The following is a 14,911-nucleotide window of genomic DNA, read 5'->3' as shown; positions in this document are numbered from 1 at the left end:
ATGACCGTAAAGTTCGCACGTTTTCATAAATTTGTGGCAATGCAATAGGCTCGATCTATGCAAGCGGGGAAGATCTTTTGGAAAATCTTGCCGGATGTGGATCGACATGTCGGGCTATGAGGTTGCGGAGTGATAATAATTTTCACGAAACACCTGCCCAGTTGCCAGTATCAATGATCGGTCAGAGCTGTTGAAACCTTTGGGTGTAGCGCCTCAACTACCTTGATCCACGTGTAATCTAAGGATAAACGTATTACAGAGGTGCCCAAAAAATTCTACGAGCGACGCCCGTCGAAGCCCAGGCAGCAATCATGCTATGCGAAAGCGCACTCCAACCAAAAACAATGAATTGTCGTTATGCCTCCATTGCAAGAAATTAGAAAAAAACGGGTTTGTACAAGTTGTATCGACGAGCTGGTATTAAAAAGCCAAGTCCGCAGGGGAGGACTGAGAGAGAAGTGTTCCTATTGCGGCCGCCTCCGCAAAACTTTCTCAGTTTCAGAATTGGCGGAGGAAATTGACATCGCTTTTCAGGAACACTACGTTCGTGTCGATGATGATGACGATGGCTTCGGCCTATATGCACAATATGCTCTATCCAACGACGACGGACTACCGGTCGTAGATGCGATTGGTGAGGCTGCAGGGATAACCATCCCTATTGCGTCGGATATTCACAGAGTAATGGAATCCGGCTATCAGTCGAGGTCTGCATACGAAATAGGCGAGCGTACCCCCTACGATGCCGAATCGCATTATCAAAGAATGCATCCGAGCGACCGTGGCATGAGAGAGGACTGGGACGCATTTGGCGAATCACTTCCGATTCAATTGTTCTTAAATCTATTAGGCTTCTCGGAATCAGAAGCAGGATAAAGCACGTAGGTGCGGCCCCTACTAGCGGTGAATGACAAGGTATGGCCATTCTTCCCCATGGTACTGCGCACGCCCAGCTTTTCAATCCTTACCGGCACCGGGGAGCGGATCACGCATCGGCCACCCAACCGCGAGGTAATCCGGGCAGACGTCAAGCCTGCTGCCTGCCAGGTAATATCTACGACGTAGTTCCCGCGACCGACCAAGCCGCTCACTTTCCCTTCCTTCCAGGCATTTGGCAGCGCCGGCAGCAGGTGGAGCTCGCCGTTCTGGCTCTGCAACAGCATCTCGATGACACCAGCCGTGCCAGCGAAGTTGCCGTCAATTTGGAACGGTGGGTGGGCATCGAACAGGTTCGCATAGGCACCGCCGTGCTTGTCGCCAGGTTTGGTTAACCGTAGCAGATTGCGGAACAGCTTGTAGGCGTGGTCGCCATCGAACAGGCGCGCCCAGAAGTTGACTTTCCAGGCAAGGCTCCAGCCAGTACCGTCGTCACCGCGCAGCTCAAGCGTACGGCGCGCGGCGGCTGCAAGCTCCGGCGTCGACAGCGGCGAAATAAGCCGGGCAGGGTGCAACGCGTACAGATGCGACACGTGCCGGTGCCGCGGCTCAACTTCCTCAAAGTCCTTATTCCATTCCTGCAGTTGTCCTTTGGCCCCGATCTGGAAAGGAAGCAGCTTCGCGCGCGCCTCGCGCAGCTGGCTGCGGAAAGCCGCGTCGACTCCGAGGATCTCGCTGGCGGCGGACACGTTGTCGAACAGGTCGCGCGCGATCCCCATGTCCATGGTGGAGGCCACACTGACGTTACCTCTGCGCCGATCACCGTAGTAGAAATCGTTCTCTGGTGAAGTCGAAGGTGCGGTGACGAAGTGGCCGTCCGCGTTTGGCTGAAGCCAGGCGAGCAGGAAGCGGGCCGCGTCTTTCATCAGCGGATAAGTACGCTGGAGGTAGGCGCGATCGCCTGTGAACTGGTAGTGCTCCCATAGGTGGCGCGCCAACCACGGACTGCCCATTGCCCAGTTGGCCCACTTCGGGTCGCCTTTGCCTAGGTCACCCACCGGATTGCTGCTGGCCCAGATGTCTGAGTTGTGGTGCACGGCCCATCCCGGTGCACGATAGTACGACGCGGCCGTCTCCTTTCCGGTCACAGCCAGGTTGCCGATCAGGTCGTCCAGCGGAGCGAACAGTTCCGCGAGGTTGGCACTCTCTACCGGCCAGTAGTTCATCTGCACATTGATATTGGTCGTGTAGTTGCTGCTCCATGGCGGACGTACATCCTTGTTCCAGATGCCCTGCAGATTGGCAGGTGCGCCACGCGTTCGCGACGACGAAATCAGGAGATAGCGTCCGAACTGCACGTACAATGCCTCCAGTCCGGGGTCCTCCTGTCCGGCCGTGTACTCCTGCAGCCGCTTGTCCGTAGGAAGTGTGCTCCGATCCTCGGCGGCAGGATTAATGGACAGTGACATGCGGTCGAAGAGGCGGCGGAAGTCCGCCACGTGTGCCGCACGCAGGGCCGCCGCATCTCGCAGGAGTGCAAGCTCCATGTGGCTTCGCGCCAGCGCCTCGGCATCCTTCCCGGCACTGTCAGGACACTTGTCGAATCCATTGAAACTGGTCGCCGCCGACACCAACAGGTGAACCTCGGAGGCGCCGCGGATGCTGATGCGGCTTCCCTGCTGCGTCATTTCACCATCGCGCACGACCGGTTTCACGAGCAGCGCGAAGCGCATACCCCGGCAAGCGGCAGGGTCCTCCTGGATGATCGGTTGGGCATTGTGGCCGACATAATTCGGATCGACGTGGGAAGGCGCCTTGCCATTGAGGTTCAGCATACCCTGATCCACCGAACTGCTCGAGCGTAATTGACTCGCGGTCTCGATGTCCAGGGTGATCTGGTGTGGCTGGCTTGCCTGCAGCCGGACGACAACGACCTGGTCCGGCGCCGACGCGAAGACTTCGCGCTGGTGGTGCACGCCGTTGACGGAGAACGTGGTCGCCTGGATACCATTCCGGATATCCAGTGAACGCCGGTAGTCGCGGACGTCGCCCCCTTTGAGATCCTGGCGCAGCATCAGGTCGCCCAGCGGCAGGAAGCCCTCGGTATAGCGGCCCTGCATTTGCCGTGACAGTGCGTAGGCCTGTGCATAATCCTGTTTTCCCAGGGCCTCTCTCACCCTGCCCAACGCCTCGAAGGCGCCCGGGTTGATATTGGTGCCGACAGGGCCGCCGCTCCAGAGTGTTGCTTCGTTCAGCTGGATCAGTTCCTCACCCGCACGCCCGAACACCATCGCACCCAGCCTGCCATTCCCGACAGGCAGAGCTTCGGTCCATACGGCGGCAGGCTTGTCGTAGTGAAGGGTCAGGGCGCCGCCCGGTTGGGCGCCGGCCGACATTGCCAAGATTGCGCCAGACGCAGCCAGGAGAGTACGAACTATAGACATCGATTAGTCCTGCTAAAGGCAACCTCCTCTTTGCACCAGCATGCCAGTGTTCGGAGTGTGCTTGGTTCGTGGCAAAATGCCTGAGAGACCCAGTGAATATGGCATGGCATCTCGTGACCCATGCCGCGGCGAGCGAATGGCGCAGCTGGCCCAGATCGTCCACGCCTGCCGCACCACCACCTGCCGCTTCATGGTGCGCTCGAGTGCGATCTGTGTCGACATGCTGCCGAAGTACAGGTTCGCTGCGACGCATTCGCCCATGCCTGGCACGTCGCCACCATCGGCTGGAGCGCAAAGCGGACGCTCGTGGCGATGGGCGGCGGCGCCGATATTAGCGCAATGCGAGGCGGGAAGTCGCCCGCAGCCTGTGCAGGCAGCAAGCGACCGCCGCCTCAGGTAATGCGATTGACCAGGTTCTCCAGATACTCCTGGCGTCCCGAGACCGGCTCGATATCGCGGTTCTGCGCGAGGACACGGTCGGCCAACCCATCGAGGTCGATACGGCCGGAGACGATATCCTGACCAAACGGCGTGCTCCATCCGCTGTAGCGCTGTTCCATCTCCTGCGCCAGGCGCCCATCGACGATCAGCTTTTCGGCCAGCAGCAGGCCATGGGCGAGAACGTCCATGCCGCCAATATGCCCATGGATCAGGTCAACCGGATCGATCGATTGGCGGCGGACCTTTGCGTCGAAATTACATCCGCCGTTGGTGAATCCGCCGGCTTGCATCACATGGTAGAGTGCGATCGCCGTATCGGGGACGTTGTTCGGAAACTGGTCCGTATCCCAGCCCAACTGCGGATCGCCGCGGTTGATGTCGAGGCTGCCGAAGATGCCCAGCGCTGCGGCGGTGGCGATCTCGTGCTCGAAGCTGTGGCCGGACAAGGTTGCATGGTTCGCTTCGATGTTGACCTTGACCTCGTTTTCCAGTCCGTAGCGCTTGAGGAAGCCGTACACTGTCGCGGTGTCGAAATCGTACTGGTGCTTGCTCGGTTCGCGCGGTTTCGGTTCGATCAGAATAGCGCCCTTGAATCCGATCTTGTGTTTGTGTTCGACGGCCAGGCTCAGGAAGCGGCCCAATTGGTCCAGCTCACGCGCCATGTCGGTGTTCAGCAGGGTCTCGTACCCTTCACGACCGCCCCACAACACGTAGTTCTCGCCGCCGAGCTGCTTTGTCGCATTCATCGCGTCGCGCACCTGCAGTGCACCAAACGCGAAAATCTCGGGGTCAGGATTGCTGCCGGCGCCAGACATGTAGCGGCGGTGGCTGAACAGGTTGGCCGTGCCCCACAATAGCTTGATGCCGGTATGTTGCTGGTGCCCGGCAAGCTGCTCGACCATGTGCAGGAAATTCTCGCGGCTCTCGCGCGGGGTCGCGCCTTCGGGCGCGACGTCGCGGTCGTGGAAGCAGTAATAGGGCACGCCGATGCGAGACAGAAACGCAAACGCCTGCGCCGCTTTCTGTTCGGCCAGCGCGAGTGGGGCGCCGCCTTCGAACCAGGGGCGCATGAAGGTCTGTCCGCCGAACGGATCGAGTCCGGTCCAGCAGAAGTTGTGCCAATAACAGGCCGCGATGCGCAACTGGTCTTCCATGCGCTTACCGAGCACCAGGCGGTCTGGCTCGTAGTAGCGGAAGGCGAGCGGATTATCGCTGTCCTTGCCCTCAAAACGCACTGGCGCGATGTCGTCGAAGATCGTGGTGATATTTTTGCGCTGCATAGTGTCTCCGTGTAGTTAAACTGATCTTTTCCGGGTGCTACTCTGTTGCATGACAAGTTGGGACGCGTGAGACTGCCTGCGCGAACAAGGGCTGCGTACTGCGGTAGACAGCGCGGTAGCGTTCAAGACGCTCCATCAGCGCGTCGCGGCGCCCGGCATCCGGTTCGAAGCGACGTTCGACAGGCAGTCGCGCGCAAGCCTGGTGTTCTGGCACGCCGCTGGCAAGACAGCCCAGCCGCGCTGCGCCCAATGCGGCGCCGGCGCTGCCGCCCGCATGGGTCACGATGGGAAGGTCGAGGGTATCGGCCAGCAGCTGCGACCAATAAGGGCTTCGCGCGCCGCCCCCCACCAGGGACAGCACGGAAGTCCGGGTGCCGGCTGCGTGCAGGGCTGCGAGTCCATCGGCCATGCCGAAGGTGACGCCTTCGAGCACCGCGTGGGCCAGCGCGCCGAGGGTAGTCTCATGGCCCAGCCCGAAGAACACCCCTTGTGCATGCGGGTCGTTATGCGGCGTGCGTTCGCCCGAAAGGTAGGGCAGGAACAGTGGGGCACGATGCCGTTGCGCCTCTGTCAGCCCCTCGGCTTCCGGCAGCAGGGCAGCCTCGTTCGGCGCGCCGCTGGCGCGCGTGACCCACGACAGGCAACTGGCGGCCGACAGCATCACCGACATCTGGTGCCAGCGACCGGGCAGCGCGTGGCAGAATGCATGCACAGCCGAATCGGGATTCGCGCGGAAACTGTCGGTTACCACGAACAGTACGCCGGAGGTGCCCAGCGACAAAAAGCCGTCGCCGGCCTGCGTGGCGCCGATGCCGACTGCACTTGCGGCATTGTCGCCAGCGCCGCCGGCAATGACAACGCCCTCAGGCAGGCCCCACTCGTGCGCCAGGACCGCCCGCAGCGTGCCCGACTGAGCGCTGCCTTCGACCAGGCGCGGCATGTGGCTGCGCGATAGGCCGCAGGCGTCAAGCAGAACGTCCGACCAATCCCTGCGGGCGACGTCCAGCCACAGCGTGCCTGCCGCGTCCGACATGTCGGAGACTTTGTCCCCGCTCAGCATCAGGCGCAGGTAATCTTTCGGGAGCAGCACGCTTGCCACCTGCCGGAAGACGTGGGGCTCGTGATCAGCCACCCATGCCAGTTTCGGTGCCGTGAAACCGGGCATGGCCAGGTTGCCCGTTATCTCGGGCAAGCACGGTGCGCGTTCAGTGAGCAGGCGGCATTCACGATGGCTGCGGCCATCATTCCACAAGATGGCGGGGCGCAAGATATTGTCATGCCTGTCGAGCAGGACCGCTCCGTGCATCTGCCCAGACAGGCCAATGGCCTTCACCCGGCCCAGGGCTTGCCCGTGAGCTTGCCGCATCTGACGCATTGCTGCGTCGGTAGCAGCCCACCACTGCATCGGATCCTGCTCTGACCATTGCGGATGGGGGCGCGACACGGTCAGCGCTGCGCCGGTCGTCGCAACGATGGCGCCCGCTTCGTCCATGAGCAGCACTTTTATTTCCGATGTGCCGAGGTCGATGCCGAGATACATCAGCGGCCTCCCCAATTCGGATAGGCCGGGCGGGCCGCAGGAATGCATGTCGCGGGCGAATGCGAGGAACAGAAATCAGTATGCAAGGCTGGCTCCCAAAATAGCTGGCGTGTAGTGATGATGGCGACGTTCGGGCGGACATGCGCTGCCGGGCTGCGTGAGCTTGAAGTGGCGATATGCGCCCCGGCGCGCATGGTGCTTTTCAGGCTCACACATCGCGATATGGTGCTATGTCGCCGTTCACGGCATGGTGCAGCTCGGCGACTTCGATGAGCGCAGGCGGGTAACGTCCTCAGATGGGCTGCCATCGGCCAAATTTTCCTTTGCGCGCTCGTGTGCGGTCTCCCGGCGAGCCCATGACCGGGCTGGAGAATCCGTCCACCAGCCCGGTTGCAAAAGCGATCGTCGCTGCCGCGTTCGCCGGTAACCTGCAGGCGGCGGTCGAGAAGATAGCGATGAACCTCAGGGTTGGGAAAATCAGACTGGCGGCGGGGCCGCCGAGGGTGCAGGCTGCCTTCTCGGTCATCCACAGCAACGGCGCGGTGTGTGTCATGGAATTCATGTGTCTCGATATTATTATTTAGCGGGACATGCTTGGTTTGAACCCCGTGTTGATGATTGCCACTACATCGATCATCACGAATGATTGCGCAATCATCGTAATCAGTATGGCGTAATTGCGAGCGTGCGTCAACGTGCGCCTATTCGATCGAAATACACATCAGCGCGCTACTGTTATCCCTCGCGCGACTTCACAGATTAACGTATTGTTTGCGCAAACATTTTTGGGGAGGTGGTCTCGATTCTCGATGCGTACCGCAATACAGTCCATGCCTTGCCCGCTCCCTGCGCGTCGGCAGGGCGGTTCATGGCATTTATCAAGCCTTGCGCGTCGGGATTGACCGCATCACCTGCGCGATAGCTGCGCGCATCGGCTTGGGTCGCAAGCGGCTGTCGTACGGGGTTGGCCGCTGCGGCAGGCGGTCCGGGCGCCTGGCATCCTGCCATTCCTGAAGCCAGCTGACGTTGTCCGACAAACCCCACAGCAGGAAATCGCGACAGTTCGGATAGCTCAGCGTCAGTTCCAGATAGTCGCGTGCAAGGGCGGCGGTGGCGGCGTCGCGGGTAATCGTATTCGCGGGCATGCCCTTGTCGCTGACGTCGAACTCGGACACCAGCAGGTCATAGCCCATGCCAGTCACCTCATCGAGGAACTTGCGCCACTCACGGGCAGCGTGCTTGCCGGCAGGGGAGGCCGTCATCGCATCATGAATACCGATGTGACTTTGCAGTCCGAGCGCGTCGATCGGTGTGCCGCGCACCTTGAGCTGGCTAAGCAGCTTCAGCACGCCGGCGCGGTGGGTGGCGTTGCCCGCGCTCGGCCCCATGTAATCGTTATAGACCAGTTGCGCGTTCGGCGCGTACTCGCGGGTCAGGCGGAAGGCCAGGTCAATCTGATCGACTGCGCCGAGCCGTTTGCTAAATACGTTGTCGATCAACGCACCGCTTTCCGGCGCGACCGCCTCGTTGATCACATCGTAGCTGATCACATCCTTGCCCAGGCGACGGCAGACGGTACTGATATGCTCGCGCAAGATACCTTCGGTACGCGTGGCTGGCTGCGATGCCAGGTCCAGTTCGTTGATCCACCCGGGCAGCCACTTGGGCGACTGCCACATCATGGTGTGGCCTCGGATGAGCATTCCTTCTTTCCTGGCCCAGGCGAACATCTCGTCGGCCGCACGGAAGTCGTAAGGGCCAGGGCGTGGTTGAAGCGCCTGCCATTTGGTCTCGTTCTCGGCAACGATCATTGCGCACTCGCGCGCCATCAGGGCGCGATACGCCGGATTGTAGAAGCGCTCGCGCCTGTTCTCGTCGCCCAGCATCCCCATGGCGTTGCCGAAGCGTAGTCCCTTGGCCTTGGCGATGTCCTTCAATGGTTCCGGGTCGAGGTCCAGCGCCGCCGATCCCGCCGGGGCCAGTATCGACCCGGTTGCCGCGCCCATGAACGTGAGTGCCTGGCGTCGTGAAATCATGTTTTCTCCTGATATGACGGGGTTTGCTTTGCAGCTTGGTTCATCCGTTGCCCAGCGCGAACGGGAAGCGCCGGGCCTTGCGGTAGTCGAATCGGAAGGGCGGACCGACCCAATCCGTCAGCGGCAGGCCCGACAGACTGAAACTACGCGATGCTGGTACCGTCGCCCCTGCAGTTCCTGAAACTGCTTGCGCAGGCGGGCGGCAACGTCGCCGTGACGGCGCCGGTGAATGAGGCTCTCGCGCCGCATGCGCCGCCTGCCTGCTAGCGACCCTGGCAACGCTGCGCTCACCGGGTGCGACCGGCTCAGCCCACAAGCTGCGCCCAGGAGGTATACCGTCTTGCCTGGGCGGTTGGCGGCTCAACAGCAGATGCTCCTCCAGGGGTGGGCGCGGATCGGCCGTGTCCGGTTGTAGCGGGCGATCTGCATGCCTTCGACCAGGAGCGCCGAGCGCGAGAAAGCCCGCACCATGCCGCTGGATCCCGCCGCCCGGCGTACGCCGAACATGGACCGAACAGCCTTTCAGCAGCATGATGATGCGACTGAAGCACGGCAGGTAGGCTCCACAAAGACTCAGCAGCACGCTGCCGTGACCAGCGGTCGGAATCACCTGCATCTCGGTAACGATCGGACCTGAAGCAACTCTCATCCTGTTCATGTCAAACATAAATTTCGCCAGTATTAATGTTTCCTTACACAATCCTAGCAGCAAATCAGCAGGAATAGGCGGTACTTGGATAGAAATGTTTGCGGTATCATCGGCACTGAATGTTGTTTTTTAGGGGGCATACCTCGGAGCCAGTCCTTGCTTCCGCTCGATGGGCGCAGTGCTGGGGCCGAGATTCGCACGCGGCGTCTGCATGCGATCGGACTAGTTTCCCTCCAGAACAGGCTCGGGCGAGGACTAAAAAATGATAGCGCCTAACAGAATATGGTATTAAGATTAATAAAAGATTGTATCTTCAGCTTGGGCAAACCAAGCACGTCAGAGCGCTAGCAGCACGCGGCGATGTCTGTCTCTGGAAGAGGCCAATTACAAGAAGGAGACAAGAATGCGTCAGCCACACAGGGTTGCACCAGGGCGCGCCATCGATATGGACCGCGAAATCCGCTCGCAACGCGTGATGCGGCACCGTTGCTCCTGCATGACGGCATTGGTTCGAAATCTTCCATCCAGGTCCCGCACTGCCCGTTCGCATGCCGGCACCGCCGTGCTCTCTCTGAACAGTCTTGTTGCGCCTTCCGGAGCGAAACGTCTCTTGGGGCAGGGCGGGCTGTCGTGGATCAGTCTAACTCCCTGCTGCGCTCGCAACGGCGCAATACGACATCGCGGCAAGTGGCCTGGATCCCTTTTTCGACCGCACACTGAGTGTCTGCGCCAGCAATGGTTTCGGTACCTCGCTGCGCGCGCTCCTTTTCGGCGGCAAGGGCATGGCGGCAACGTCTACCAGCGTGTGTGCCAGGAAATCGCGACCGAGTAGCCCTTCAACCAGCGGATCCGCGAATCAGGCGGCATCCACCGCGTCGCCGACCGCGGCGCAGTACTGCAGGATGGAGCAAGCCGACGCATTGCGCGAGAAGCCCGACAACGACAGATTGCATCCGGCGGCAGCCGGCGACAAGGCAACGGTCAGGACCCATCCCCTGGCCGCATTGCAGGACTGCGCGACGGCCAGGTCAGGGGCGTAGCGAGAAGCACAGGAAAGCAAGGAGAGCAGGAGTGGGAAAAGCAGTCGTAAGGTCATGGTGACCACAAAAAAGTGACGGGACCGCGACCTGCGGCTCCCGAAGCATAACCGGAGACAATGCATGATCAAAGCAAGCCTGAAGAATGCAGTTATCGCCCTGTACGCGCTACCGTCGCTGGCCCTGATGCCAGTTGCAGCCACCGCTCAGACGATCGATGTCAACAGCAACACCACCTACCAGGTCGTCCGCGGCTTCGGCGGCCATAACGGCGTCGGATGGATCCCCGACCTGACGGCCGACCAGGTCGAAACGGCTTTCGGCACCGGCCCAGGGCAGGTCGGCCTGTCGATCATGCGCATGCGTATCGACTCATCGAGGCAGGCATGGGAGCGCCAGGTGCCGACAGCTCGGCTGGCAAAAGCGAAAGGGGTGACGCTGTTCGCCACGCCGTGGTCCCCGCCCGCGTCCATGAAGACCAACAACAACATCATCGGCGGTCGCCTCCTGCCCGCTGACTATCCGGCCTACGCCACCCATCTGCTCGATTTCGCCGCCATGATGCGCGCCAATGGCGCCCAGTTGCACGGCATCTCGATCCAGAACGAGCCCGATATCGCGGTAACGTATGAAAGCTGCCTGTGGAGCCCGGACGAATTGATCGGCTTTCTGCAGTCCGAAGGCGGTCGCTTCGATACGGTCAAGCTGATGGGGCCGGAGTCTTACAGGTTTTCCAAGGCGATGTCGGATCCGATCCTGAACAACGCTGCGGCGGCACAGCATCTGGACATCGTTTCGGGACATTTGTACGGTGTCACGCCCAGCGATGATCCGCTCGCGCGCGGCAAAGGCAAGGAGCTTTGGATGACGGAGCACTACACGGACAGTTCTTCGGACGCCAATGACTGGGTCAAGGCCTTGCCCGTCGGTGTGGAGCTGCACAAGAGCATGCTTTCCAATCACAGCGCGTACGTGTGGTGGTATATCCGCCGCTCATACGGCCTGCTGACCGAGGACGGCATGGTCAGCAAGCGCGGTCATATCATGGCGCAGTACGCCAAGCACGTGCGTCCGGGCTACACCCGCATCGGGGCAACGGAACGCCCCTATCATGACGTGCTGGTGACCGCTTACAAGGGGGGCGACGGCAAGCTGGTCGTGGTCGCGGTGAATAATGGGGCCCAGCGGCGCACGGTGAACCTGAGGTTCGCGTCGAACACGCCGCGTACGCTGCTGCGTTACATGACATCGGCTACTGCGAACCAGCAGTACCTGGGCGAGCATGCGGTCACCAATGGCGCGGCCTCGCTGGCGGTCGAACCCCTGAGCGTCACGACCCTTGTCAACCAGCCCGCGCTGCTTGACGCTACCGGCAGCCTGAAGATCTCGCGTAGCGGGCTGTCGGCGAACCGCTTCACCGGCGCTTTCAGCGGCTCCATTTCGTTCACCAATGTAAACCCCAATCCGATCAGGGGCGCGGCCCTGCAACTGGTGCTCGAAGGTTTGCCGCAGGACGTCACGCTGGGCAATCGTAACGGAGAATGGAACGGTGCGCCGTATCTCACCCTGCCGGTCGCTGAAATCGCGCCGGGTGCGACAGTCACCGTCAATACCAGCTTCGCTAACCCATCCATGGCCAACATCAGCTACACCCCCAGGGTGTTGAGCGTAACTTACTGAGAGAATCGATATGTTCAACGCATTTAACGCGGCAATTCACGCATTCCTCGCACGTGCCATGGTGGCGTTGCTGCTCGCAACCGCTGCGGGAGCAACGCTTGCCGGCCCCGTTTACCGGGTGTCGATCGATACCGGCAGCTGGTCTGGCAGCGGCTACCTCAATCTTACCCTGACAGGCCTGGACAACGCGACACCCATTACCGCGACAGTGTCGAACTTCAAGGGCAGCTTCGGCAGCGAACGCTTCACCCAAGGCCAGGTTTCAGGCGATGTCGGATCACTGCTCAGCCTCGTGCAGGGACCGAGCTTCAACGAGCTGTTGCAGCGTATCGACTTCGGCGGCATCTTCTCGTTCGACGTGCGCTTCGGGATTCCGGCGGGTTCACTTGACGGCTCGAACTTCGGCGTGGCGCTCGTCGATGCGGGCCGAACCGCGTACGCGCCGGGCACGAGTGGCGACATCGCCGCGATTGCCTTGATGCCGGGTGCGGCTGATGCCTCATGGGCTGCACAAGGCATCGCCAGCATTACCGAGGTGCCTGAGCCGGGAAGCGCTGCGATCGTTGCGTTGGGTCTGCTACTTGCAGGATGTTGCAGGGCTCGAAATCGACCGGGGCGAGTGACCGTGTAGTCAGGGTGCCGGTGCTGCTGGAGATAGCGGCAAGCGCATCGTTACCCTCAACCCGTGCGGCTCGACGCCTTCGAGTGTGACGGTGCCTCCGTGCCGGGAGATGATCTCTTTGACGATCGACAGGCCCAGGCCGCAACCGAGTCCCTGGCTGGTCGCCCGCACGAAGCGGTCGAAGACGCGGGCGCGGTCCGCCGGGGCGATGCCCGGACCATTGTCGCTGACAATGATCCGGGCATGCTGCGCGTCGCGGTCGACTCTGACGGTAATCTCGCTGCCGGGCCCCGCGTATTCGATGGCGTTTTCCAGTACGTTCGACAACGCCTCACCCAGGAGCATGTCGTTCGCCTTGACCCACAAGGAGGCAGGTGGAGCCGCGTCGCCGTCGTCGTCCATCCCCAGATCGACGCCAGCGCGCAGCGCCCGTGGCACCGCCGTCGCCACCACCTGCTGCACGAAGGGCAGCAGTTCGACTGAGATCTTTTCTTGCACCATTGCCGCCTCGGGTTCGGCACGCGCCAGCATCAGCAGCCGGTTGATCAGGTGCGCTGCCCGGCTGGCGCTCTGGTGTACCCGTTGCAGACGCGCGACCAGCGCCGGATCCCGGGTCGCGTCCAGGGCAAGCTCAGTCTGGCTCTTCAAGCCGGCCAAGGGTGTGCGCAGCTGGTGGGCCGCGTCGGCGATGAAACGCTGTTGCGCATCGATGTTCTGGCGCACGGACGCCAGCAGGTCGTTCAGGGCCCGTACCAGCGACCGCAATTCCTGCGGCGCGGCCTCGGCCCGCAGTGGCGTCAAGTCGGCCGGCGAGCGCCCCTCGACCTCGCGCCGCAGGCGCAGTAGCGGCGCAAGCCCCGCGCCGGTGCCTACCCACACGATCATCGTCATCAGGAGGATTAGGACTGATAGTGGCAACAACGTATCGACGAGAATCATTTTCCAGATATTTTCGCGGTTGGCCATGCTGCGGGCGACCTGCACCAGCATCCATTGCCGCTGGCCAGCCGCCTCGCCGTAGGTCAGGTACAGGGCGGCGATGCGCACCTTCGTTCGCGACCGGTAAGCGCCACCTGTCTTGTCCGCTCCCTGCGCGATCTCGCCATCGTAGAAGTATGGGTCGTCGGGGCGCGGTGTCATGTGGGAAGGCGGCGCCGGGATATCGTGGTTCCCCAGGATAAGCTGGCCCGGCGGCATGCTGACAGTGTAAAAGTAGCGATCGGTGGGGTCGGCCTCGAGCACCTTCTGTGCGGCGTAAGGGAAGTCGATTACCAGGCGGTCGCCGACTGCACGGACCTGGCCTGCAACGGTGCGCGCGGCCTGCGACAGCGTGGCATCGGCGGCCTGGTTCACATAGCGGACCGCCAGCCGATAGGTGGCGATGCCACCGGCCAGCCACAGCACCAGCTGGGGCAGCAGCACCCACACAACCAGCTGGCGGTGGAGCGACACAGCCCCTGCACGCGATGCGAAGTGGCTCAGCCAGCGCATCTACGTGTGCGATGTGCCTGGGGAATCGGCTTTGAGCAAGTAGCCGAGGCCGCGCACGGTACGGATCATCATCCCCGAATCGTCGAGTTTGCGGCGTAGCCGATGAATATGCACTTCCGCCGTGTTGCCGATGCCGACCTCGTTGCCGGCGCTGATCCAGGCGCTGGCGATTTGCTCTTTGGTGACAACCTTGTCGGTGTTGGTTAGAAGCACGTCCAGCAAGATTGATTCGCGTGGACTCAGCTCGACCGGCTCGCCGTTAACGAACGCGCGGCGCGTCTCGCGATCAAACGTCAGGCCTCGCACTGACAGTTGGCCCGCCGCGCCGGGCTGCTTCGAGCGTCGAAGTACGGCATGCAGCCTGGCCTCGAGTTCGGAGAAGTCGAAGGGCTTGGTGACGTAGTCGTCCGCGCCTGCATTCAGGCCGGCCACACGGCTATCGAGCTTGTCCAATGCGGTCAGGATCACAACGGGCAGGGTTGGACGCGTTGCGCGGACGTGCGTGAGAACCGTGAGTCCATCGATCATCGGCAGGCCGAGGTCGAGGATCGCGATATCGAAGTCGCGTTTGATGAGCAGATATTCGGCAACCGGGCCATTGGGCGCATGTTCGACCGTAAATCCGGCCTTGGTCAGTTGCGCCGTGAGGGCATCGGCAAGTATTGTGTCATCTTCGGCGAGTAGGAGTTGCATCAAGGGATATTAACGGCTTATGGCGGATTCTTCAACGATGTTCGGCGGTGGCGGTGCGAGAACCGGCGGCCCCCGAGAGCCTCCCGAGGTTCGCTCGCGGCGCCGGCGTGCCATAATACGTT

At 61.6% G+C, this 14,911-nt stretch carries 11 protein-coding genes; 4 read left to right on the top strand and 7 right to left on the bottom strand.

Going from position 1 to position 14,911, the window contains the following annotated elements:
- Positions 1–357 precede the first annotated feature (357 nt).
- Positions 358–876, top strand: coding sequence for a hypothetical protein (locus tag E8M83_RS15385; protein ID WP_137174200.1), 519 nt, complete (start codon positions 358–360; stop codon positions 874–876).
- On the opposite strand, the gene E8M83_RS15380 is transcribed toward E8M83_RS15385, so the two are convergent.
- The 3 genes from E8M83_RS15380 to xylB form a co-directional block, all read right to left on the bottom strand.
- A complete protein-coding gene (locus tag E8M83_RS15380) occupies positions 828–3,272 on the bottom strand; it encodes a glycoside hydrolase N-terminal domain-containing protein (protein ID WP_137174375.1) in 2,445 nt (814 codons plus the stop codon). The genes E8M83_RS15385 and E8M83_RS15380 overlap by 49 nt on opposite strands.
- A gap of 440 nt (positions 3,273–3,712) precedes the next feature.
- Entirely contained in the window at positions 3,713–5,041 is a 1,329-nt protein-coding gene (gene xylA / locus E8M83_RS15375; protein ID WP_137174199.1) for a xylose isomerase, read from the bottom strand.
- A gap of 37 nt (positions 5,042–5,078) precedes the next feature.
- On the bottom strand, positions 5,079–6,581 hold the full coding sequence (gene xylB, locus E8M83_RS15370; RefSeq protein WP_137174198.1) for a xylulokinase: 1,503 nt from the start codon (positions 6,579–6,581) through the stop codon (positions 5,079–5,081).
- A gap of 356 nt (positions 6,582–6,937) precedes the next feature.
- On the opposite strand from xylB, the gene E8M83_RS26295 reads away from it, so the two are divergent.
- Complete coding sequence (locus tag E8M83_RS26295) at positions 6,938–7,165, top strand: hypothetical protein (RefSeq protein ID WP_229491546.1); 228 nt, start codon at positions 6,938–6,940, stop codon at positions 7,163–7,165.
- A gap of 294 nt (positions 7,166–7,459) precedes the next feature.
- Here the strand turns inward: E8M83_RS26295 and E8M83_RS15360 are convergent, their stop codons facing one another.
- Together E8M83_RS15360 and E8M83_RS15355 are read right to left on the bottom strand one after the other, a co-directional pair.
- Positions 7,460–8,617: an endo-1,4-beta-xylanase gene (locus E8M83_RS15360; RefSeq protein ID WP_137174196.1), complete on the bottom strand. Its 1,158-nt coding sequence runs from the start codon at positions 8,615–8,617 to the stop codon at positions 7,460–7,462.
- A 1,505-nt stretch (positions 8,618–10,122) separates the two neighbouring features.
- On the bottom strand, positions 10,123–10,362 hold the full coding sequence (locus E8M83_RS15355) for a hypothetical protein (RefSeq protein ID WP_137174195.1): 240 nt from the start codon (positions 10,360–10,362) through the stop codon (positions 10,123–10,125).
- A gap of 64 nt (positions 10,363–10,426) precedes the next feature.
- Between E8M83_RS15355 and E8M83_RS15350 the strand changes: the two genes are divergently transcribed.
- Positions 10,427–11,983, top strand: coding sequence for a glycoside hydrolase family 30 beta sandwich domain-containing protein (locus tag E8M83_RS15350; RefSeq protein ID WP_170976822.1), 1,557 nt, complete (start codon positions 10,427–10,429; stop codon positions 11,981–11,983).
- Positions 11,984–11,993: 10 nt separating this feature from the next.
- The gene (locus E8M83_RS15345; RefSeq protein WP_137174194.1) at positions 11,994–12,614 is read left to right on the top strand and encodes an NF038129 family PEP-CTERM protein; all 621 of its coding nucleotides are present in this window, start codon (positions 11,994–11,996) and stop codon (positions 12,612–12,614) included.
- Here the strand turns inward: E8M83_RS15345 and E8M83_RS15340 are convergent, their stop codons facing one another.
- Together E8M83_RS15340 and E8M83_RS15335 are read right to left on the bottom strand one after the other, a co-directional pair.
- Positions 12,615–14,096, bottom strand: coding sequence for a sensor histidine kinase (locus E8M83_RS15340; RefSeq protein ID WP_137174193.1), 1,482 nt, complete (start codon positions 14,094–14,096; stop codon positions 12,615–12,617).
- On the bottom strand, positions 14,097–14,789 hold the full coding sequence (locus E8M83_RS15335) for a response regulator transcription factor (protein WP_137174192.1): 693 nt from the start codon (positions 14,787–14,789) through the stop codon (positions 14,097–14,099).
- Positions 14,790–14,911: the final 122 nt, after the last annotated feature.

This window comes from Massilia sp. HP4 (genome assembly GCF_005222695.1).
Taxonomy (GTDB): domain Bacteria; phylum Pseudomonadota; class Gammaproteobacteria; order Burkholderiales; family Burkholderiaceae_D; genus Telluria.
This window is presented reverse-complemented; position numbering and strand designations above follow the sequence as displayed.

Bases quoted from the DNA above. Each gene is read 5' to 3' on its own strand.
- E8M83_RS15385 (WP_137174200.1), top strand. From the start codon at position 358: ATGCCTCCATTGCAAGAAATTAGAAAAAAACGGGTTTGTACAAGTTGT.
- E8M83_RS15380 (WP_137174375.1), bottom strand. From the start codon at position 3,272: ATGTCGGCCGGCGCCCAACCGGGCGGCGCCCTGACCCTTCACTACGAC.
- xylA (WP_137174199.1), bottom strand. From the start codon at position 5,041: ATGCAGCGCAAAAATATCACCACGATCTTCGACGACATCGCGCCAGTG.
- xylB (WP_137174198.1), bottom strand. From the start codon at position 6,581: ATGTATCTCGGCATCGACCTCGGCACATCGGAAATAAAAGTGCTGCTC.
- E8M83_RS26295 (WP_229491546.1), top strand. From the start codon at position 6,938: ATGACCGGGCTGGAGAATCCGTCCACCAGCCCGGTTGCAAAAGCGATC.
- E8M83_RS15360 (WP_137174196.1), bottom strand. From the start codon at position 8,617: ATGATTTCACGACGCCAGGCACTCACGTTCATGGGCGCGGCAACCGGG.
- E8M83_RS15355 (WP_137174195.1), bottom strand. From the start codon at position 10,362: ATGACCTTACGACTGCTTTTCCCACTCCTGCTCTCCTTGCTTTCCTGT.
- E8M83_RS15350 (WP_170976822.1), top strand. From the start codon at position 10,427: ATGATCAAAGCAAGCCTGAAGAATGCAGTTATCGCCCTGTACGCGCTA.
- E8M83_RS15345 (WP_137174194.1), top strand. From the start codon at position 11,994: ATGTTCAACGCATTTAACGCGGCAATTCACGCATTCCTCGCACGTGCC.
- E8M83_RS15340 (WP_137174193.1), bottom strand. From the start codon at position 14,096: ATGCGCTGGCTGAGCCACTTCGCATCGCGTGCAGGGGCTGTGTCGCTC.
- E8M83_RS15335 (WP_137174192.1), bottom strand. From the start codon at position 14,789: ATGCAACTCCTACTCGCCGAAGATGACACAATACTTGCCGATGCCCTC.